This is a genomic window from Wolbachia endosymbiont (group A) of Chalcis sispes (genome assembly GCF_964026765.1).
Classification (GTDB): domain Bacteria; phylum Pseudomonadota; class Alphaproteobacteria; order Rickettsiales; family Anaplasmataceae; genus Wolbachia; species Wolbachia pipientis.
Genome location: NZ_OZ034697.1, coordinates 694,030 through 714,515, shown reverse-complemented (window position 1 = coordinate 714,515; position 20,486 = coordinate 694,030). Strand labels below are relative to the sequence as shown.

Below are 20,486 nucleotides of genomic sequence, written 5' to 3'. Positions count from 1 at the left end.
ACACCATTTGCTGTGCAGTTTAGACAGTTTTGCTTTACTTAACAACTAACTTACCATATATATGTCCATAGGACATTGGTATATAAGAACGTGCTACAACTATTAATCTTACTCACGGTCATCACTTCAGCTGCATTCTTTGGTCATTTAGTTCCAATGGAAGTAAAAACCTTCTTGTACTCAACGAGCCTTAGTATAAAAGAGGTTTTGCTATTTATAATGCCTTTTATTATTTTTGCGTTAATCTTTAGCAGTGTTAACAATCTTAAGCAGTCAGCTATAAAGTTCATATTGTTACTTATTATAATGATCTTCTTATCGAATCTGGCTTCAAGTTTAATAGCTTATTCTGTTGGGCATTTTATCATACAAAACACTTATTCAATACAAGATATAACGTATGAAGAAACAATTGTTCCCTTATGGTCGTTTAGACTGCCTGCATTGCTTTCTAATTTTTATGCCCTTGCTTGTGGATTTGTGTCCAGCATAGTAGTGTCCACACTGCTACCCAAAAAAAGCAGAGAGCTTTCGAACAAAATGTTAGATTTAACTCTCTTTATTTTGAAGACGTTTTTGACGCCGATTATTCCAATATTTGTACTTGGGCTTGCTTTAAAAATGCAGCATGATCAAGTTTTATCTATAATATTTAAGGATTACTCAATAATTTTCATTATTATAGCATCTGCAACCTACCTTTATGTTTTCCTCTTATATGGAGCAGCAAATTCATTCAAGATCACAAGCTGGATAGCTAGTATAGGCAATATGATACCGGCATTTATTACTGCAATGAGCACAATGTCTAGTAATGCAACTATGCCGCTTACTCTTGAAGGAAGCAAAAAAAATGTAAAGCAACCTGACATAGCATCGTCTGTTGTGCCAATAACTGCTAGCTTTCATTTAGTAGGTGATTGCTTTTTTATTATAATATTATCAATGATAATTGCCTCCGGTTATTCATTGTGCACAACAGACTATGTAACTTTCCTTCTCTATTTTTTGTTATTTAAGTTTGCTATCGTGGCAGTTCCGGCAGGAGGAATTATGGTAATGCTACCTATTCTTGAGAAATACCTCAAATTTTCTCCAGAAATGCTTTCGTTAATCACAGCACTGTATATAGTGTTTGATCCAATAATCACTTCAGCAAACGTTATGGGTAATGGTGCCTTTGCTATAATGTTTACAACACTCTATGATAAGCTTAAGTAATGTCTATTTTAGCGATTGATACTGTAGGTATTGGTAGTTCAATAGCAATAGTTGATTATGATGGTAACTGTTTTGTAGAGCACAATTCCGCCAGCAACAATCATGCAGAATCATTTTTTCAAATTCTGAATACTTTGTTTGATAAGCACAACTATAATTATGATAAAATAGATCATTTAGTGGTAGTAGTTGGACCAGGAAGTTTCACTGGAATTAGAGTTGGTATATCAGCTGCACAAGGTATAAATCTTGCTACAAATAAGCCATTATACGGAGTTAGTGCGCTGGAAGTTCAAGCCTACGCAATATCTTTGCTTTGTACGAATAACAAAAAAAATATCAGAGCTATAGTCAAAAATGCTCAAGGGTTTTATACGCAGTTATTTGATTTCAATTTATTGCCACTATCTGCACCTGGATCCCAGTGTCACGCTACAAGCAGTACACATATGGATTGCAATTTAAATGCTAGCCATGCAGGGCTATTAGTCCGTTATAGATTAGGGAACAAGCAAAAATTAAATGAAGTTGAAGCTCTATATTTAAATGAGCCTCAGTATATGAAATCATTATAGACTATTCTTTCGCGTACATGCAATGTTACTAAGCTTGTGCATCTGGTTTACTATCTCTTGAGCTACTTCTTTTATACTCATATCTGAATTTTCTATCTCTATGGCACTTGGTGGTATAAATAAATCGTCAGTCCTAAATTTCTCTACAATGCTATTTAGATTAATCACCTTCCTATTTTTTCTTTGCCTTTTTAATGCAATACGCTTTTGTAATGTCGGTAGATCACACCTAAGTACCACAGGAAGGATTTCTGTGTTCATTTTTTTACTAAGCCTTACTATTGAATCATACATCCTCATGTTCTGGTCATTATTTTCCATCAACTCATCAATAAATATGTAATTTTTTGAGTGAATCGGATAATTTTCTATTACCTGAAGCATAATTTGCATAATGCCATATATTCTATCTTGAACTTCTTTAGGTATTTGATCACGTTCAAAGACACCATCGTATATAGAGCAAGCTTGAACATTGTTATAGAACTTACTATTTACAATTAATGCGTTTATCATATTAGATAATTCTATTGCTGTGGAAAGTTTACCACTTCCCGAAAGACCAGAGAGATATATGAAAAATCTTGCTGGCTGTTTTTTTGTGTTAATATTTACCATATTATTTTCAATCTTGAAACTTACATTTATAATAACATAAAAATGAAGCTTTAAAACATATGAAATATTATATAGAAAATTATTTTTGTAGTTAAGATATTATGTAATTTAAAAACATAAATTCTGTATATAAACTCTATAATAACGATAACTATTTTTAAGCAAGCTACAACACAAAAGTGTTTGGTATTCAGAAAGCAAGACAGAGTGGCATAGACTTATTAGTTTACTACAAGTCTCTTTTCGCGTATAAACCTTCAGAAGATTCTAACAGAGGATTGTGTTGTTAACAAAGAGCAGAGTAAAAAGGGATCTAGTCTATGCCTATCAGATTTTGTCCTACCTTAAGTTCGATGATCATACATATACTCACCTTTCAGTGCGTTCTGAAGATCAAAAGTCGTTTTATATTTATCCGTTTGGTATGCGTTTTGATGAAGTAGATGAACGTTCGTTAATGAAAGTATCATTTGATGGAGATGTAATTGAAGGCAAAGAATATCAATATAATAGAACTGGCTATATAATTCATGGTTTTGTTTATCAAGCAAGGAAAGATATTCAAGCAATTTTTCACTTGCATACACCTTCTATTGTAGCGGTTTCTTCTCTCAAAGATGGGCTGCTTCCTATAAGTCAATGGGCACTGCACTTTTACAATAAAATCTCTTACCATAATTATAATTCCCTAGCACTTAGCGATACAGAAGGAAAGAGGTTAATAGCTGATCTGAAAGAAAATTTTGTCATGTTAATGCGTAATCATGGATCTATAACGTGTGGTCGGACTATACAAGAAGCAATGTTTTACTCGTATCATTTAGAACAAGCGTGCAAAACTCAATGTTTAACGTTAGCAATGAATAAGGAGTTATCAATTCCAAGTGAAGAAATTTGCTCAAAAGCTGTAAAGGATCTCCTATCTTTTGAAAGCAATCTTGGTGAGAGGGATTGGCACGCATGGGTTAGACTAATTAAAAGTAAGTTGTAAGAGACTTTCGCACTACTATCTGTCATCCAAGTAGTGACCTTACCCAGAAAAAGTAGAGAGAAAGTTAAGACGTTTTTGGAGTAAAATAAAACGTTTTTTCAAAATATGACAAATAGAAGAGAATATACAGCAGAGTTCAAATTAGAAGCTGTTAAGCTGGTTAAAGAAACAGGTCAAGCAAGTACAAAAATAGCAAAAGATCTAGGTATAGATGGCAGTATGTTAAGTAAGAAAATATGATGGAAAAATGTCTGGAGCATACGCATTTCCAGGCAAAGGCTCCTTATAACAAAGAAAGATTTGATCTAAAAAAAGAACTAACAAGAGAAAGAGACATCTTAAAAAAAGCCCTGGGCAAAGAAAAAGAGTAAAGTATTCTTTTATATAGAAATTGCTATAAAACACAGGAACTATGTAGGGTTTTGTACTGGTGGTATTGGTTGCTAAGGAAAAAAGCAGTAAAGAATTAGCAAAAGAAGGGCTTCTAGCAGATATTCAAAAAATACATCAAGCTTCTAAATGCAGATATGGAGCCCCTAAAATTCACGCTGAATTAAAAGCTTTAGGCAAAAATTAAAACAGTACAAAGTGTTATGCAAGAAAATGGCATTAAAGCCAAGCTTAGACGAAGGTTCAAAAATAAAAAACAGCAAATAAGCAACCGAGTTGTGGCTCCGAACACATTGGATCAAAATTTTACTACTGATCAGCCAAATAAAGTTTGGGATTACCTACATAAAAACTAAAGAAGGTTGTTGGCGGCAATAATTGACCTATATTCACGCATGGTGGTTAATGAGTAACATGATAATTAGTTATAGATTCTTTATTGATGGCCGTTGATAAACGCAAACCCGATAAAAATCTGCTGTTACATAGCGATCAAGGGTCACAGTATACCTCTCAAAATTACCAATTTCTATTGAATACAAAAAACATCATTTCCAGCATGAGCCATAAGGGCTGTTGTTACGATAACTCCGTTGCAGAAAAGTTCACTTAAAAGGGAGCTGCTTATTGATACTTCTCGCTCAACAAACCAGAACTGCCATATTTGAATACATAGAAATCTTTTATAACAAATAACGTAGACATTCTACTATTAACTATTGCATTCCTGCACAATTTATTCTCATGATAAAAACGTCTTAACTTTCTCTCTACTTTTTCTGGGTAAGGTCAATTTAGGTCTGCACCATTTTTGAGTAATAGTTTTACTTCTTGTGCATTACCATCTTCTACAGCTAGGAATAATTGTTCTTCCTGTGTTTTTACGCGTGTTTCCACATTAGATATAAAAAATAACAATACTAAACATGCAATACCAATAATGCTAATATATTTTATAACTTTTCTCATAAGATATTTTACAATGCTTCTAATAATATTAGATATCATCTATAAAATTAAAAAATCCATGAAAGGGGATGAAAATATGTAAAAAAGTATTATTGATTAATTAAAAACAGATTTTGATTTGATAATACTAATAAAATCGATTTATCTTAAATTTACGTTGATTTTTACCTGTTATTTTTTGTAGTTTATCCAACGTAAATTCCAGGTAAAACAAAGTCGTTATCTCCAACCGTTACAACCAACTCTCCTTCTTTAATTTTTATTTGATTAGGTGTATGGTCCCATACCATCACACTCTGGGATCATACACCTAAAGTACTCCGACACTGGGATGACACCCCGGGGTTTCTGGGATGACAAAAAAGAGCCCCCTGAGCAAAAATCTTATAGCCACTTGAATGATAATTGACTTTTTGCCTAAAATAACTAAGAAAGAAACTTCTCATCAAGATAACTTAAATATATACTAATTCTCTTATTTTTAAACGATTTCTCATCATGAATTGCACGATCAAAAACCTGAATTTGACTTGTTATAATGCTACAATTATTATTTGCAACTTCTAATACGCCACTATCAATTACAACCTTCTTTTCTATTTGGTTACTCATTTTAACAGTAATCATACCAGGCAATAAATAAATTAAGTAAGGAGCATGGTGAGCTAAAATCATAAGCTCCCCTTCGAGCCCAGTTACTGAAAGAGAAACCACTCCACTGAATGAAATTTGATCATCAGGAGAGAAAAATTGCACTTTAAAAGTATTCATAATCTTTAACTTTTATTTAGCTTCAGCTTGTATTAATTCAGCCTTTTTTATTGCTTCATCTATATTCCCCACCATATAAAAAGCAGCCTCTGGTAAGTGATCATATTTGCCTTCAACAATCCCTTTAAAACTGGAAACAGTATCAGAAAGTGAAACAAATTTACCAGGCATGCCAGTAAATATTTCTGCAACGTGAAAAGGTTGAGAAAGAAATTTCTGAATCTTACGAGCCCTATCAACAATAATTTTATCTTCATCAGATAGCTCATCCATACCAAGTATTGCGATAATATCTTGCAGTGATTTATAAGTTTGCAATATACGTTTCACCTCAGAAGCTACATTATAATGTTCTTCACCAATGATTTCAGCAGATAAAGACTGAGAAGTTGAATCAAGTGGATCAACAGCAGGGTATATTCCCATTTCAGCTATTTGCCTTGACAGCACTGTGGTTGCATCAAGGTGAGAGAATGTAGTTGCTGGGGCTGGATCAGTTAAATCGTCCGCAGGAACATATATAGCTTGCACAGAAGTAATAGAGCCAGAAGTTGTTGAAGCTATTCTTTCTTGCATTGCACCCATATCAGTTGCAAGGGTTGGCTGATAACCAACAGCTGACGGTATTCTTCCAAGTAAAGCAGAAATTTCAGAACCAGCTTGTGTAAATCTAAAGATATTATCCACAAAAAATAGAACATCTTGGTTTTCACGGTCACGAAAATACTCTGCCATAGTAAGTGCTGTTAAAGCAACTCTAGCCCTTGCTCCAGGAGGCTCATTCATCTGACCATAAACCAAAACAGCTTGAGATTTTTCATGCTCATTTATATTTATTACATTTGAAGTGATCATCTCGTGATAAAGATCGTTACCTTCACGCGTTCTCTCCCCTACCCCGGCAAACACAGAAAATCCTTTATGAGCTTTTGCTATATTATTAATTAATTCCATTATTAGGACTGTTTTACCAACACCGGCTCCACCAAATAAGCCAATTTTTCCTCCTTTAAGATAAGGTGCAAGAAGATCTATAACTTTTATTCCCGTAACTAAAACTTCTTCCTGTATTCTCTGTTCAGTAAAACTTGAAGGTGCTCTGTGTATAGGCTCTAAGTTATACTTTCCCTTCAGTGGACCACACTCATCTATAAGCTCTCCAACAACATTAAAAATCCTTCCTAAAGTTGAACGCCCAATTGGCACCGATATTGGTGCACCTGTATCAACAAATTCATCCCCCCTTGACATGCCATCTGTGCTATCCATAGCAATACAACGAACTATATTGTCACCTATATGCTGCGAAACTTCTAAAACCAGCTCCTTATCATTATATTTTAGTTTGCTTTTTAAAGCATTAAATATTTTAGGCAATTCACCTTCAAATTTTATATCAACAACTGCTTGAGTTACCTTAATCGCTCTACCTATATTCATCTCTTTATTTTTATCACCTAACACTATAATTCCATAAAAGAACTTCTAAAGAAAATAAATTTTATATTATTAATAGAAATTTTGCAACATTAAAACGCTTACTAGTTACGCTTCATTACAAACAATGCAAATGCATTTAATAGCCAAGTAATAATAAACAATACTAAACTAAGCGCATAAGCAGCAAGAGTTTGTACACTATTGAAATCCTGATCTCCGGTAAGTAATGTAGCGATCTGCACGGTAATGGTAGTAACTGAATTAAGAGGGTTAAAAGTCAAATTTGCGTTGATTCCCACAGCCATTAGCACAATCATTGTTTCACCTATCACTCTTGAAATTGACAATAAAATTGCACTTAAAATTGTAGGCATTGCATAAGGTATTGTTATATGCCATATAGTTTCCGCTGGAGTTGCACCAAGTGCCATGAAGCCATAACGCAAGCTTTTTGGAACAGATCTTATGGCATCTTCGAGTAAAGAAATAATAAAAGGAAGAATCATTATCCCAATCGATAAACCGGCAACTAAGGCACTTTCTGAGTGTATACTTAAACCAAAAAAATTTGCTACCTGCTTTATAAAGAAAGACAAAAACACAACCGCGAAATATCCATATACAACCGTAGGAATAGCAGACAAAACTTGCAAAGTTGTATTAACAATATAACGCACTTTCTCACTCGCATATTCACTAATATATATTGCAGAAAATAAACCAAGCGGAACGACAACTAACATTGCTATAATAGTTATAAGTAATGTACCAACTAAAAGCGGCGCTATACCAAAACATCCTATCTTCTCTTCATTGATAGTGACTACATTATGGCCCCATTTCAAGCAAAACAAGAATTCTGAAATAGCTACTTTATTAAAAAAACTAATGGATTGAATAAAAATAGACAGCATTATAAATAAAGTGATAAAAAATGATATGGCCAAAGCCACAAATAACGAAAGTTTTATTATCTTATTTCTTTTATTTTTAAAGATAAAAGCAAGCATGAAAAAAAGTAACGCTATAGAAATAAAAGTTACAAAACAATTATCATAGAATACTAACAACCAAGTTAGCATCCATACACAACTAAGATATAGATAAGATTTAACCTTATTTACTTCTTGAAACCTACTAAAACAAAATAAAAGGATTAGTAAGACAGGTATGACTATCACCGAATTCATTCTTCCATGCATCAAATTTTATTCTACGAAAATGTCATACAAGTTCACCATTATTTGACAATAAAGTAAAACAATTTAAAATAAATAATTATATTAATATAAAAACAATGAAGAGAACATTTCAACCAAAAAATTTGATAAGAAAGCGCAGACACGGATTTCGTTCACGTATGGCAACAAGAGCTGGAAGAAAAATCCTTAATAGGCGCCGTTCATTAGGGTGTAACAAATTATGCGCATAGTAAGTATAAAAAAAAAGATTTTTCTTCTGCTTTCAAAAATAAGTTAGCACTCAACAGTCTTTTTTATCGTGGGCTTTATATATCACTGTACGCTATAAAAGAAAGAGAACCTGAAAAGTACATTCATACTATTAGAGTAGGTCTGGCTATCAGTAAAAAAACCGGAAAAGCAGCAAAAAGAAATAAAATAAAAAGGCAACTACGAATGCTTGCTAAAATTAGCATTTTAAATATAAGTAATATAGGGCACTACTACATAATACTAACTCATAGAAACATTATGCAAGCAAGCTATAAAAATTTACAAAAAGATCTAACTATTTGCTTAAAAAAGATAAAATAAAAAAAAATCTCAATTAAGGTATTTACAACTATATTTTTTATGATAATATAGGTAAAATTTTTAAAAATAGTTAATGGGTGTGGTGAATGGTAGAGCATATAAAAGAGGTAAATAACACAGGCTTTGGTCAGATGTATCAATTCTTATTTCTTCCTAAAGGAACAGGAACAGATTGGAGGTCAGCATTTCGCCAACAAGAAGAATTATTTAAAAAAGTGGGAGGTAATGTAATATTACCAGAAATCAGTAATTCTCCTTCAAAAGGGAATCAATTAGGGGAAGTAGGAACAATGCTAAATAATGTAGAAAATGACCAAGAACATATAAGAAAAAAAAGATATCGTAGTTAAAGTAAAAACTTAAAGAATAGTAACAAAACAAGAAAGTTAAAATATAAGTATACCTACTGTCTAATTAACAAAGAAATTTTTATAAACTTGGCGGCGACCTACTCTCCCTTTTCAAGTACCATCAGCGCTAAAAAGTTTCACTTCCGAGTTCGAGATGAGATCGGGTGGTTCATTTTTGCTATAGCCACCAAGTCAATAAAAATTTCTAACTTAACAATTTTAACTTAATATTTAACACTGCATACACACATATAGAAAGCAAATAAATCAATCAGGCTATTAGTACTAGTTAGCTTCACATGTTACCATGCTTCCACACCTAGCCTATCAACGTGGTAGTCTTCCACGGCCTTAATTGGGAAATCTTTTTGAAGAGGGTTTCTTGCTTATATGCTTTCAGCAATTATCCCATCTATACATAGCCACCCAGCGATGCTATTGGCATAACAGCTGGTACACCAGAGGTATATCCATCTCGGTCCTCTCGTACTAGAGTCAGACCTTCTCAAATTTCCTTCACCCACGGCAGATAGAAACCGAACTGTCTCACGACGTTCTAAACCCAACTCACGTATCACTTTAATCGGCGAACAGCCGAACCCTTGGGACCTTCTTCAGCCCCAGGATGTGATGAGTCGACATCGAGGTGCCAAACGGTGTCGTCGCTATGAACGCTCGAACACCATCAGCCTGTTATCCCCGGCGTACCTTTTATCCGTTGAGCGATGACCCTTCCATACAGAATCACCGGATCACTATGACCGACTTTCGTCTCTGCTTGGCTTGTCAGCCTCGCAGTCAGGCAAGCTTATGCCATTATACTATCAAGCTGATTTCCGACCAGCTCTAGCTTACCTTCGCACGCCTCCGTTACTTTTTAGGAGGCGACCGCCCCAGTCAAACTACCCACCATACAATGTCCTAGTTCCAGATAATGAAACATAGTTAGATATCAAAAGTGTAAAGGGTGGTATCTCAAGGTTGACTCCATTATAGCTAGCGCCATAACTTCAAAGTCTCCCACCTATCCTGCACATCACACTTTTAATAGCAATGTAAAGCTATAGTAAAGGTGCACGGGGTCTCTTCGTCTAACCGCGGGTACCCCGCATCTGCACGGGGAATTCAATTTCGCTGAAGTGATGTTGGAGACAGTGGAGAAATCGTTACGCCATTCGTGCGGGTCGGAACTTACCCGACAAGGAATTTCGCTACCTTAGGACCGTCAGTGTTACGGCCGCCGTTTACTGGGGCTTCAATTCGGAGCTTGCACCCTTCCTATTAACCTTCCAGCACCGGGCAGGCGTCAGACCCTATACTTCCACTTACGTGTTTGCAGAGTCCTGTGTTTTTAGTAAACAGTCGCTACTCCCTATTTTGTGCCACCTACTCATAGTTGCCTAAAAGCAGGTTACCCTTCTTCCGAAGTTACAGGTATAATTTGCCGAGTTCCTTCAACATCATTCTTTCAACACCTTAGTATACTCTACTCATCCACCAGTGTCGGTTTGCGGTACGGCCTCATAAATATAAGTGCTATTTCCTGGAGCTTCTTTTAAGCATAGATCAATCCAATAAGATCTATACAAATACGAAACCCGTCACACTTAAGAGGTTTAGGAATATTAACCTAATTGCCATCGACTACTCCTTTACGGACTCGCCTTAGGAACCGACTAACCCTACGCAGATTAACTTAACGTAGGAACCCTTAGATTTTTGGTGAGAGTGTTTTTCACACTCTTTTACGCTACTTATGTCAGCATTCTCACTTCCGATATCTCCAGCAGTTTTCACAAACCACCTTCACAGACTTACGGAACGCTCCGCTACCGCGCCTATTGATCGAAATCAATAAGCACTCACATCTTCGGTATACAGCTTTAGCCCCGGTACATTTTCGGCGCAGAAAAACTTATTTAGACAAGTGAGCTGTTACGCTTTCTTTAAAGGATGGCTGCTTCCAAGCCAACCTCCTAGCTGTAATGGTTTTTCTACTTCCTTCCCCACTTAGCTGTAATTTTGGGACCTTAGATAGTGATCTGGGTTGTTTCCCTCTTCACCACGGACTTAGCACCCGTAGTGTGCCTGCTGTATAATTAATTGTTGGTATTCGGAGTTTAGTTAGATTTGGTAAGACGGTGAATCCCCCTAGTCTATCCAGTGCTCTACCCCCAACAACATACATACAACGCTCTACCTAAATAGATTTCGCGGAGAACCAGCTATTTCCAAGTTTGATTGGCCTTTCACCCCTAATCACAACTCATCCAATAATGTTGCAACATTAACTGGTTCGATCCTCCAGTGTGTTTTACCACACCTTCAATCTGGTCATGACTAGATCACTTGGTTTCGGGTCTAATCCATAAAACTAAAACGCCCTATTCAGACTTGCTTTCGCTACGCCTACACCTAACGGCTTAAGCTTGCTTCATAGATTAACTCGCTGACCCATTATGCAAAAGGTACGCTGTCACTCTAAATATCAATAAATTGATATAGAGCTCCAACTGTTTGTAAGCACTTGATTTCAGATTCTATTTCACTCCCCTCCCGGGGTTCTTTTCACCTTTCCCTCACGGTACTTGTTCACTATCGGTCGTTAAGGAGTATTTAGGCTTGGAGGATGGTCCCCCCATATTCAAACAGGATTTCACGTGCCCCGCTCTACTCAAGGATTTAAAAACTTTCTACTTATACAGGACTATCACCTTCTATGGTTACTATTTCCAGAGTATTCTAATTCTTATTCTTAAATCACTAGCCTTTTCCGCTTTCGCTCGTCACTACTAACAGAATCTCGGTTGATTTCTTTTCCTTTGGCTACTTAGATATTTCAGTTCACCAAGTTTGCTTTACATACTTAGTACGTAATAACTAGCTAAACTAGTTGGGTTTCCCCATTCGGAAATCTGCGGATCAAAATTTGTTGACAATTCCCCACAGCTTATCGCAGCCTGCCACGTCCTTCATCGCCTCTTAACGCCAAGGCATCCATCAAGTGCTCTTAATAATTTATTTATCCGACTATATGCAGAATATGCAGAGTTAAATATTATTAAAATTGAATTGAGATTAAATTAATCTCTACCATAAAACTTGTCAAACATCTAAAAACTAAATTAATCTTTTATATGTTATAACCTAATAAATAATATGTCAACGCCTTTTTGCACAAAACATTTACTTATATTATCAACAACAATATACTAGCAATCCTAAACAGTATAATCTGAGAAATATGTGGTAAACTTATATATACAGTAAAAATTAATAAAAAAGATATTTTGTAAGATAAAATGTGTTAAAATCAATTGCCTAAAAATGATAATAAACATTCGGAGTATTTCTAACGTATGAAAAGTAATCTCTCCTTTATAAAAAACGTTGCTTTAAATTGTATGTCTAAGCTCATTGGCGTATTAAATATTAAGAAAGTAAAACACTTCATTGTGAATAAATATAATACTCTTCATAAAGAAATGACAGTGCTTCTTAAAAAATCTAAGAACCTGTTAAACACCAACATTGAAATCGGTTTATATCACTTTTATAAAGTTAGCATATCAGATGCAAAGTTACGATTTTGGTTAATTAGCATATTTTACCCCCATTTACCTATAGTCTGGTATAACATCGGAAGGTGCCATTTTGCGGTAGGGAATACTAACAAAGCTTATAATTATTTAACAAGGGCACTAAAATTAGATAATGACCACGAGGAGGCGTCTTACTATATAAAAAAAATGACAAACTCAGCGCCTATTACAGAATTGCCAAAAAACCTCATAAGACAATATTTTGATTACACAGGTGAATATTTTGTTGAGCATTGGTTGATTGCCAAACAATATAGAGGGCATGAACTTGTACACATGATAATTACAAAAATCTTCAACAACTCCACTTCTGAGCTCAATATACTCGACCTTGGTTGTGGAACTGGAATATGTGGTCATTTCTTGAAAATAAATAGTATTGGAAACCATATAACAGGAATTGACATTTCAAGTAGAATGCTAAATATCGCAAGAGGATGCTTTATAAAAGGTAAGCCTGTTTACAATGAATTAATACATATGGAAATGAAAGAGTTTCTTAAACAAGAGAAAAACCAGCAGTATGATGTAATTATCTTTGCTGAAGTGCTACATTATCTACATGACTTTCAAGAAGAGTTGGAATTAGCAAAAAGATCTACGAGCAAAAAAGGAGTTATTGTATGTTTAATAAGAAGAAAGGAAGGTGAAGGTATTGACTTTGTAAATAAAGGAGACTATTTTCGTCACTCAGAAAGTTATGTTCAACATGTTGCAAAAGAAATAAATATGCAAATAAGTTATATGAGTTACTGTAAAATATATGGCAGTCAGGTTGACGGTATCTTGTTTGCATTACAGCATCAACAAGAAAATCCGAAAAACCTAACTTAAAAATCGCTCAAAATGACTTTTAAGTATCTATATATAATAAAAGAATAAAAGGAACTTTATGAATAACATTACCATTAATTACGCAAAGGACAGCAAATTAACCGACTTTGGAAAAGCAGTTCTATCAGACAGGTATTTAATAGAAAATGAAAGTTATCAAGACCTCTTTGCACGTATTGCTAATTACTATTCTGATAATAAAGAACATGCGCAGCGTCTTTATGACTACATGAGCAACTTGTGGTTCATGCCTTCAACACCAATACTCAGCAATGGTGGCACTAAGAGAGGGTTACCTATCTCTTGCTTTCTTAATGAAACCGAAGACAGCTTGCAGGGAATAGTTGATCTATGGAACGAAAATGTTTGGCTTGCTGAACGTGGAGGAGGCATAGGTAGTTATTGGGGAAATTTACGCTCAATAGGCGAAAGCGTAAAGGGTAGCGGCAAAACATCAGGAATTGTTCCATTTATTGTAGTGCAAAATGCTCTAACGCTTGCAATTAGTCAGGGATCCCTAAGGCGAGGAAGTTCAGCAGTCTACCTTCCTGTATCTCATCCGGAGATAGAAGAGTTTCTAGATTTACGCAAGCCAACAGGCGGTGACCCAAATCGCAAAGCGTTAAATATACATCATGCTGTAATAGTAACAGATAAATTTATGCAGGCTGTTGAGAATGATCAAGAATGGAATTTAATAAGCCCTCACAACAATAAGGTTATTTCAACTGTAAAAGCGCGGGATATATGGATCAAAATATTAACAGCAAGAGTTGAAACTGGAGAACCTTACATTATTTTCCTTGATGCAACAAATAACAATAAGCCAGAATCTTACAAAAAGCTCAACTTAGACATCAAGATGTCAAATCTATGCAGTGAAATAACTTTAACCACAGGTTATGATCACCTGAATAAGTCACGCACTGCTGTGTGTTGTCTATCATCCGTAAACCTTGAGTACTACGAAGAATGGAAAGACAATAAACTCTTCATAGAAGATATAATGCGCTTTCTTGATAATGTATTGGAAGATTTCATAAATAAAGCACCGAATGAAATGCAGCGAGCAAAATATTCTGCAGCCAGAGAACGCAGTATTGGTCTTGGTGTGATGGGCTTTCACTCATTTTTACAAAGCAAAATGGTTCCTTTTGAATCAGTAACAGCACAACAATGGAATAAAAAAATATTTAAGTATTTACGCGAGCAAGCAGATATAGTTTCTAAAAAATTAGCAGAAGAAAAGGGAGCATGTTCTGATGCCAAAGAAGTTGATCTAATGGAAAGGTTTACACACAAACTCGCTATTGCTCCTACTGCCTCGATCTCCATTATTGCAGGTAATACCTCCCCTGGAATAGAACCATACGCAGCAAACGTATTCATACAAAAGACACTTACAGGCTCATTTGTAGTGCGAAATAAATTCTTGCAAAAACTATTAGCAGAAAAAAATCAAGACAATGATAAAATATGGTCTTCAATTTCAACAAACGAGGGTTCCGTTCAGCATTTAGATTTTCTTAGTGAGCATGAAAAATTGACATTTAAAACAGCGTACGAGCTTGACCAAAGATGGATTATAGAACATGCAAGTGATAGAACTTCGTATATTTGTCAATCTCAATCAGTAAATCTGTTCTTACCTGCCAACGTACATAAACGTTACTTGCACAAAATACACATGCTTGCTTGGAAAAAAGGATTGAAGAGCTTATATTACTGCAGATCACAATCAATGCAGAGAGCCGATAAGGTCTCGCATGACATATTCAAAAAAAGTGAAATATTGCAACAAAAAACAGATATTGACTACGATGAATGTCTGTCATGCCAATAGCGGCCTTACTCAGAAAAAGTAGAGAGAAAGTTAAGCAAATGGGTAAATAGACTTCTTGCATAACCATATAACGCACTTTTATTGGGAATAGAAACGAAAAAACTTTCTTGACAAACTCCGCCAGCCCTCTTATCATAAAATTGAAGCTATTTATTTATCTTCTCTGTACAGATTAAATGACAAAAAAACTCACGTATCTGGCGTCTCATGTTTAATTTTTTGCACTATGTGCACCTTATGTCTTTATCAAACTTCTACCTACATAAGCTGAAACGCGCTTATAAAGCGTTTAAAACATAAAAAAACGCCAACTTAAAAAATGGATAGTGAATAACTAGCTACCCTAGGGTTTCTTTTGCCTTTTTTTCTGTTTAGTAAATTTCTTAAACATTTATAGCTAAGGTTAGTTGCATTTAAAAGCAGCTGAGTCGCGGTTATTAAGCGTTTAGAATAAAAAAACGCCATACTTGAAAGTATAATGTAAGTAATTAGCCAACTACGGGGCTTCTTTTGCCTTTTTTTTCATTTGGTAAATTTCTTAAACATTTATGGCTAAACGACAATCGTCATCCCGCTACTTGTTAGCGGCCGAGATACCGCGAATGAATCGCGGTATGACGGTTCGCGGTGGCATGACGATAAAGTTTATACCTCGTCATCCCGCTGCTTGTTAGCGGGATCTCTTGTTAGCGGCTGAGATACCGCGAATGAATCGCGGTATGACGGTTCGCGGTGGTATGACGGTTCGTGGCAGCATGAAGATAATCCCGCTACTTGTTAGCGGCTGAGATACTGCGGCGGTATGACGTAGATTGCTGTCATTCCGCTACTAGTTAGCGCCGCAGCGGTATGGTGTAGGAAAATTAGCTATATAGCTAACTTGTACCACGCGTTAAAGCTTTTAAACAGGTCTTGGTTTACTTACTCCATTATTTTCTTTATTATCAGATATCATTTTAAATAATATGGAGGAGCAAATTGTCAGCAATTGCCATTATTGATTTTGGTTCACAGTTTACACAGCTTATCGCAAGACAAGTAAGAGGAATGGGTGTTTATTGTGAGATATTTCCAAGCAACATCAGTTTTGAAACAATATCAAAATTCAATGGGTTTATTCTCTCTGGAGGACCACAATCTGTAAATGATGATTGTTCTGAAACAAGTAGAGTAGTACATGAAATTATAAAACTTAATGAGGCAACAAACGTTCCTATACTTGGAATATGCTATGGACAGCAACTCATTTGTCATTATTTTGGAGCAAAAGTAAAAGAGAGTTTCAAACAGGAGTTTGGTAGAACTAAAATCAAGATACTAAAAGAATCCCCCATTGTAAAGGATACCTGGGATGTTAATTCTGAAGTGGATGTATTAATGAACCATGCGGACAGTGTTGATACTATACCACAGGGATTTACTGTTATCGCATCAGGTGTGATAAATCAAACAATTGCAATGATTGTCAACGAACAGCGGAAGATTTACTGTACTCAGTTCCATCCTGAGGTTAAGCCCACAACAAATGGCAGTAAATTGCTCTCTAACTTCTTGGATATTGCAAATTGCAAAAGAGACTGGACAATGAAGTCGTTTATTGAGGAGCAAAAGGAAAAAATCAAAAATGTAGTAGGAGAGAAAAAAGTAATCGCTGCAGTAAGTGGTGGGGTTGATTCAAGCGTTGCAGCGGCTCTCACACATAAAGCTATAGGAAAACAATTGAACTGTATTTTTATCGATACTGGGTTGTTACGCAAGAACCAAACCATCGCTATGTTGAAAGAGATTCCGATAAATTACGTTGATAAATCAAATTTATTTTTGAGTAGGTTGAAGGGAATAACTGATCCAGAAGAAAAGCGAAAAATTATCGGTAACACTTTTATTGAAGTGTTTGAAGAAGAAGCAAAAAAAATAGGTGATGTGGATTTTTTGATGCAAGGTACCATCTACTCTGATGTAGTTGAGTCAGGGCATGCCTCAGACAACACTAGTACAATTAAGTCTCACCATAATGTTGGTGGGTTGCCAGAAAAGATGAATCTGAAGTTAGTGGAGCCTTTACGTTACCTCTTTAAAGATGAGGTAAGGCTACTTGGAAAAGAAATTGGGCTTTCAGACGAGATAATATTTCAACATCCATTTCCTGGACCCGGACTTGCAGTGAGGATTATAAGTGAAGTCGATAAAGAAAAGGTGCAAATATTGCAAGAAGTAGATGAAATATATATTAATACGATGAAAAATTACGATCTATATGATAAGATATGGCAAGCTTTTGCTGTATTATTACCAATAAAAACTGTAGGCGTTATGGGAGATGGTCGTACGTATGGATATGTTTGTGCTTTAAGGGCTGTAACATCATCTGATGGTATGACAGCCGATGCATTTCCATTTGAAGATAAGGATCAACACTTGCTAGTATTTTGGGATTTTTTACGCAATGTCGGCAGTATAATTGTTAATAATGTTCCCGGAGTAAATAGAGTTGTTTATGATATCACTTCTAAACCACCCGCAACTATTGAGTGGGAGTAAATCAAAAAGATCCCGCTGCTTGTTAGCTGGATCTAGAGATACCGCGAATGAATCGCGGTATGACGGTTAATTTTCTTTATTTTGCTTATAATTTCCACAAGCAGTGCAAACATAAATGAAGAATACAAATATCCTTTTGGTAATTCTATATGAAATCCATGAAGTATGAGGTACACACCGACAAGTAAAATAAATAAAATGGCGATTATTTTTAACCCTGGGTTAGATTTGATTAACTGGGCGGTATAACTTGATAAAAACAGCATTGCTAGCATGGAAAATGTAAATGCTGTAGCAATTATTACCATGTTATAAGTTAGTGCTATAGCAGTTAATATCGAATCAACCGAAAAAACTAAATCTATTAATATAATTTGTAGCACAACTAAAAAAAATTTTGATTTAACGTTTGCTTTCTTTTTATTTTTCTTACATACAAAGATGTCATCCCGTAACTCCATAGAGCTCTTAACAATAAGGAATAATCCCCCTGCGATCATAAGTAAATCCCTTGCTGATGCAGTGTGAAATATAGGTTTTTGCATTGACAATATAGATGATGTAAAAAATAGTATTACAAAACGCATTAATAGTGCTAATCCAAGGCCCATAAGGCGCACTCTTTCTCTCAGCGCATTTGGTACCTTATCTATTGCTAGAGAAATAAAGATTAAATTGTCTACACTAAGTATAGTTTCAAGTAGTGTAAGTGTCAGTAAAGTCCAAGCATCAGTTAGCATTTTTGTTTCAAATTCGGTTCTTCTTACTCTACAATAGATGTGTAAAAATTAAGTGACTTCACTCAGAAGTTTTATAGCAGTTCTCCAGAAAAACAGGATATATAAAGTTCAGCAGCTTCTTCTATTTTCGTTTTTGAGCAAAATCAATAATAAGAGAGTTTCTTATTTTCATGCACGCAAATAAGATAAAGCCTTATTTTCATTTTTGACTTTATTTGAAAATAATATATACTATAAAAATAGTGTGCTAGGTTGAATGAATGTATATTAAAGGATCACCATCAGGCAAAGTATTCGCTGGTTATCAGGCATTTATACCAAGCCCCTTGCCACCAAAATTTGAATGTAACAATGATTTAGTTAATAGTCTTTAAACCCTTACTTTACTATAAGGAAAGTGGTTGAAAACTTAGGTGTCGTATTTACAACAGCCCAAAGAGCAATCGTAAAGCTTGAAGATTTAGGCATCGTTTCACAAACTTCTCAAGGAAAGAGAGATCGGGTTTATTGTGCAACTGATATTTTGAATATTCTAGAAGAACCAACTAAGATTACAGAGAACTTCGATAGCACATTGTAGCTATTGTGATGAATAAATTCAGCAAACAGCAAGCTTAAAGAGTCTGATCCAATGGACATGCTGAACAAAAAGTAAGGAGCTCCTTTTGGAGGATTATATTAACTTATTAATTAATTGCTTGACTTTTAGCAGGATTTATTATATTATTTATTAATGAGCAATGCAATCAAACCAAGGAGGATAGCATGATAAATAATTTGGATTCAATAATTCTTGGAATAAAAGATGGTGAAAAGGCGATTGAAGATTTAAGGGTTGTTCTTAAAAAAAGAAAAGAAGAAGTTATTACTACACAGACATTTAATTACGCTTTACGATGCCCAAAAACTACAAAGGAAGCGATAGTACACGAAATTCTGCTTCATTTTATACAAAATCCTGGCGAGCAATCACTAGAACAAGTGATACAATGCTTAGATAGAGCAATACAATCTGGGATATATGCAAAAAACAACCCAATAAGAAATCTAGATGAAGAATTTCGTACTCATATAAACTTTAAAGATGAAGAGGGAAATACATTACTACATCATGCAGTTATAGGTAATAAAACTGAAGAAATAATCACCCTTCTTGTTACATATAGTGCAAATCCTTTGATACAAAACGCGGATAATAAAATTCCTTTAGATTTAGCTCAAGGAGAAACAAAAGAAGTGCTTATTAAAAGTATGAAAAAACAAGCTAATACGAAAAAAGAAAGCGCTATGGTAGGCAGTTTGGTGCCTGGCGTAATAATTGGTGGTTTTCTTGGTGTTGTACTTGGAGCTGGTGTGTGTGTTGCAGTAAGTCTTTCTGGTGGTATGATACTAGGTGTAATGATAGCATCTTCTCTTGTTGCTAGTATAGCTATTGGACTGGCCATGTATTTTTTGAGTCAAGACTATGAACAGGCTAAAGCGATAGAAAAAACTATTAGCACTGTTAGCTCTGAAATATCTGTTGATGATACAACTGTCGCAAATGGTAAAAAGGGGCCACAACTTACATAGAAAAAGCTATAGTATTTTTCAAACTAAATAATAAACCTTGTAATTAGGATATTCTGGATTCCAGCGTCACGCGCTGGAATGACAACTGTGTTTTTGCTTTTTTGTCATCAAATACCCCTACTCTTTATGTCATCCAAGTGTCCTGACTACTTGGATCCAAGAAATTTAATTGTTTTAAATTTTTCCCTCTATACACCTATTTAAAATTTATGTTATCCACATGTGCAATATAATCTATAATAACGTTTATCAAT

The 20,486-nt window shown here is 35.1% G+C and carries 20 protein-coding genes, 2 rRNA genes and 1 pseudogene; 15 read left to right on the top strand and 8 right to left on the bottom strand.

Going from position 1 to position 20,486, the window contains the following annotated elements:
* The first annotated feature begins 90 nt into the window (after nucleotides 1-90).
* Both AAGD72_RS03620 and tsaB read left to right on the top strand, forming a co-directional pair.
* Nucleotides 91-1,221 (top strand): cation:dicarboxylate symporter family transporter, encoded by a 1,131-nt coding sequence (locus AAGD72_RS03620; RefSeq protein ID WP_341814597.1) that lies wholly within the window; start codon nucleotides 91-93, stop codon nucleotides 1,219-1,221.
* Nucleotides 1,221-1,796 (top strand): tRNA (adenosine(37)-N6)-threonylcarbamoyltransferase complex dimerization subunit type 1 TsaB, encoded by a 576-nt coding sequence (tsaB, locus tag AAGD72_RS03615; RefSeq protein WP_007548508.1) that lies wholly within the window; start codon nucleotides 1,221-1,223, stop codon nucleotides 1,794-1,796. The genes AAGD72_RS03620 and tsaB overlap by 1 nt, the downstream gene beginning before the upstream one ends.
* Here the strand turns inward: tsaB and AAGD72_RS03610 are convergent.
* The gene (locus AAGD72_RS03610; protein WP_341814596.1) at nucleotides 1,791-2,414 is read right to left on the bottom strand and encodes a hypothetical protein; all 624 of its coding nucleotides are present in this window, start codon (nucleotides 2,412-2,414) and stop codon (nucleotides 1,791-1,793) included. The genes tsaB and AAGD72_RS03610 overlap by 6 nt on opposite strands.
* Nucleotides 2,415-2,694: 280 nt before the next feature.
* Between AAGD72_RS03610 and AAGD72_RS03605 the strand changes: the two genes are divergently transcribed.
* From AAGD72_RS03605 to AAGD72_RS06390, 5 genes are all read left to right on the top strand, one after another.
* On the top strand, nucleotides 2,695-3,405 hold the full coding sequence (locus AAGD72_RS03605) for a class II aldolase/adducin family protein (protein WP_010082280.1): 711 nt from the start codon (nucleotides 2,695-2,697) through the stop codon (nucleotides 3,403-3,405).
* Between the two features lie 105 nt (nucleotides 3,406-3,510).
* On the top strand, nucleotides 3,511-3,645 hold the full coding sequence (locus tag AAGD72_RS03600; RefSeq protein WP_007548354.1) for an IS3 family transposase: 135 nt from the start codon (nucleotides 3,511-3,513) through the stop codon (nucleotides 3,643-3,645).
* Entirely contained in the window at nucleotides 3,642-3,776 is a 135-nt protein-coding gene (locus AAGD72_RS03595; protein WP_007548353.1) for a hypothetical protein, read from the top strand. The genes AAGD72_RS03600 and AAGD72_RS03595 overlap by 4 nt, the downstream gene beginning before the upstream one ends.
* A gap of 65 nt (nucleotides 3,777-3,841) precedes the next feature.
* A complete protein-coding gene (locus tag AAGD72_RS03590; protein WP_160142645.1) occupies nucleotides 3,842-3,982 on the top strand; it encodes an IS3 family transposase in 141 nt (46 codons plus the stop codon).
* A 255-nt stretch (nucleotides 3,983-4,237) separates the two neighbouring features.
* Entirely contained in the window at nucleotides 4,238-4,408 is a 171-nt protein-coding gene (locus AAGD72_RS06390) for a DDE-type integrase/transposase/recombinase (RefSeq protein ID WP_080717647.1), read from the top strand.
* 176 nt (nucleotides 4,409-4,584) lie between these two features.
* On the opposite strand, the gene AAGD72_RS03585 is transcribed toward AAGD72_RS06390, so the two are convergent.
* The 4 genes from AAGD72_RS03585 to pstC all read right to left on the bottom strand — a co-directional run bounded on the left by AAGD72_RS03585 (nucleotide 4,585) and on the right by pstC (nucleotide 8,165).
* On the bottom strand, nucleotides 4,585-4,764 hold the full coding sequence (locus tag AAGD72_RS03585) for a hypothetical protein (protein ID WP_341814595.1): 180 nt from the start codon (nucleotides 4,762-4,764) through the stop codon (nucleotides 4,585-4,587).
* Nucleotides 4,765-5,190: 426 nt separating this feature from the next.
* A complete protein-coding gene (locus tag AAGD72_RS03580; RefSeq protein WP_015588865.1) occupies nucleotides 5,191-5,535 on the bottom strand; it encodes a F0F1 ATP synthase subunit epsilon in 345 nt (114 codons plus the stop codon).
* 12 nt (nucleotides 5,536-5,547) lie between these two features.
* Nucleotides 5,548-6,975 (bottom strand): F0F1 ATP synthase subunit beta, encoded by a 1,428-nt coding sequence (gene atpD / locus AAGD72_RS03575; RefSeq protein WP_341815122.1) that lies wholly within the window; start codon nucleotides 6,973-6,975, stop codon nucleotides 5,548-5,550.
* A 101-nt stretch (nucleotides 6,976-7,076) separates the two neighbouring features.
* Entirely contained in the window at nucleotides 7,077-8,165 is a 1,089-nt protein-coding gene (gene pstC, locus AAGD72_RS03570; RefSeq protein ID WP_341815121.1) for a phosphate ABC transporter permease subunit PstC, read from the bottom strand.
* 107 nt (nucleotides 8,166-8,272) lie between these two features.
* Between pstC and rpmH the strand changes: the two genes are divergently transcribed.
* The 3 genes and pseudogenes from rpmH (at nucleotide 8,273) to AAGD72_RS03555 (ending at nucleotide 9,100) form a co-directional block, all read left to right on the top strand.
* Nucleotides 8,273-8,407, top strand: coding sequence for a 50S ribosomal protein L34 (rpmH, locus tag AAGD72_RS03565; RefSeq protein WP_006279898.1), 135 nt, complete (start codon nucleotides 8,273-8,275; stop codon nucleotides 8,405-8,407).
* Nucleotides 8,408-8,474: 67 nt separating this feature from the next.
* Nucleotides 8,475-8,750: pseudogene (gene rnpA, locus AAGD72_RS03560) on the top strand (ribonuclease P protein component); the annotation flags it as partial.
* An 86-nt stretch (nucleotides 8,751-8,836) separates the two neighbouring features.
* A complete protein-coding gene (locus tag AAGD72_RS03555; protein ID WP_077188558.1) occupies nucleotides 8,837-9,100 on the top strand; it encodes a hypothetical protein in 264 nt (87 codons plus the stop codon).
* Between the two features lie 85 nt (nucleotides 9,101-9,185).
* Here the strand turns inward: AAGD72_RS03555 and rrf are convergent.
* A 5S ribosomal RNA gene (gene rrf, locus AAGD72_RS03550) occupies nucleotides 9,186-9,292 on the bottom strand.
* A 66-nt stretch (nucleotides 9,293-9,358) separates the two neighbouring features.
* A 23S ribosomal RNA gene (locus AAGD72_RS03545) occupies nucleotides 9,359-12,124 on the bottom strand.
* Nucleotides 12,125-12,459: 335 nt separating this feature from the next.
* On the opposite strand from AAGD72_RS03545, the gene AAGD72_RS03540 reads away from it, so the two are divergent.
* The 3 genes from AAGD72_RS03540 to guaA all read left to right on the top strand — a co-directional run bounded on the left by AAGD72_RS03540 (nucleotide 12,460) and on the right by guaA (nucleotide 17,920).
* Complete coding sequence (locus AAGD72_RS03540) at nucleotides 12,460-13,536, top strand: class I SAM-dependent DNA methyltransferase (protein ID WP_341814594.1); 1,077 nt, start codon at nucleotides 12,460-12,462, stop codon at nucleotides 13,534-13,536.
* Between the two features lie 58 nt (nucleotides 13,537-13,594).
* Nucleotides 13,595-15,379 carry a ribonucleoside-diphosphate reductase subunit alpha gene (locus AAGD72_RS03535; protein WP_341814593.1) on the top strand — a complete coding sequence of 595 codons (1,785 nt, stop codon included), beginning with the start codon at nucleotides 13,595-13,597 and terminating at the stop codon, nucleotides 15,377-15,379.
* A gap of 978 nt (nucleotides 15,380-16,357) precedes the next feature.
* The gene (guaA, locus tag AAGD72_RS03530) at nucleotides 16,358-17,920 is read left to right on the top strand and encodes a glutamine-hydrolyzing GMP synthase (RefSeq protein ID WP_151807741.1); all 1,563 of its coding nucleotides are present in this window, start codon (nucleotides 16,358-16,360) and stop codon (nucleotides 17,918-17,920) included.
* Between the two features lie 32 nt (nucleotides 17,921-17,952).
* Here the strand turns inward: guaA and AAGD72_RS03525 are convergent, their stop codons facing one another.
* Nucleotides 17,953-18,660 carry a TerC family protein gene (locus tag AAGD72_RS03525; RefSeq protein ID WP_038199715.1) on the bottom strand — a complete coding sequence of 236 codons (708 nt, stop codon included), beginning with the start codon at nucleotides 18,658-18,660 and terminating at the stop codon, nucleotides 17,953-17,955.
* A 397-nt stretch (nucleotides 18,661-19,057) separates the two neighbouring features.
* On the opposite strand from AAGD72_RS03525, the gene AAGD72_RS03520 reads away from it, so the two are divergent.
* Together AAGD72_RS03520 and AAGD72_RS03515 are read left to right on the top strand one after the other, a co-directional pair.
* The gene (locus tag AAGD72_RS03520; protein WP_006279522.1) at nucleotides 19,058-19,240 is read left to right on the top strand and encodes a hypothetical protein; all 183 of its coding nucleotides are present in this window, start codon (nucleotides 19,058-19,060) and stop codon (nucleotides 19,238-19,240) included.
* Between the two features lie 185 nt (nucleotides 19,241-19,425).
* Nucleotides 19,426-20,232, top strand: coding sequence for an ankyrin repeat domain-containing protein (locus tag AAGD72_RS03515; RefSeq protein WP_341814592.1), 807 nt, complete (start codon nucleotides 19,426-19,428; stop codon nucleotides 20,230-20,232).
* Nucleotides 20,233-20,486 lie beyond the last annotated feature (254 nt).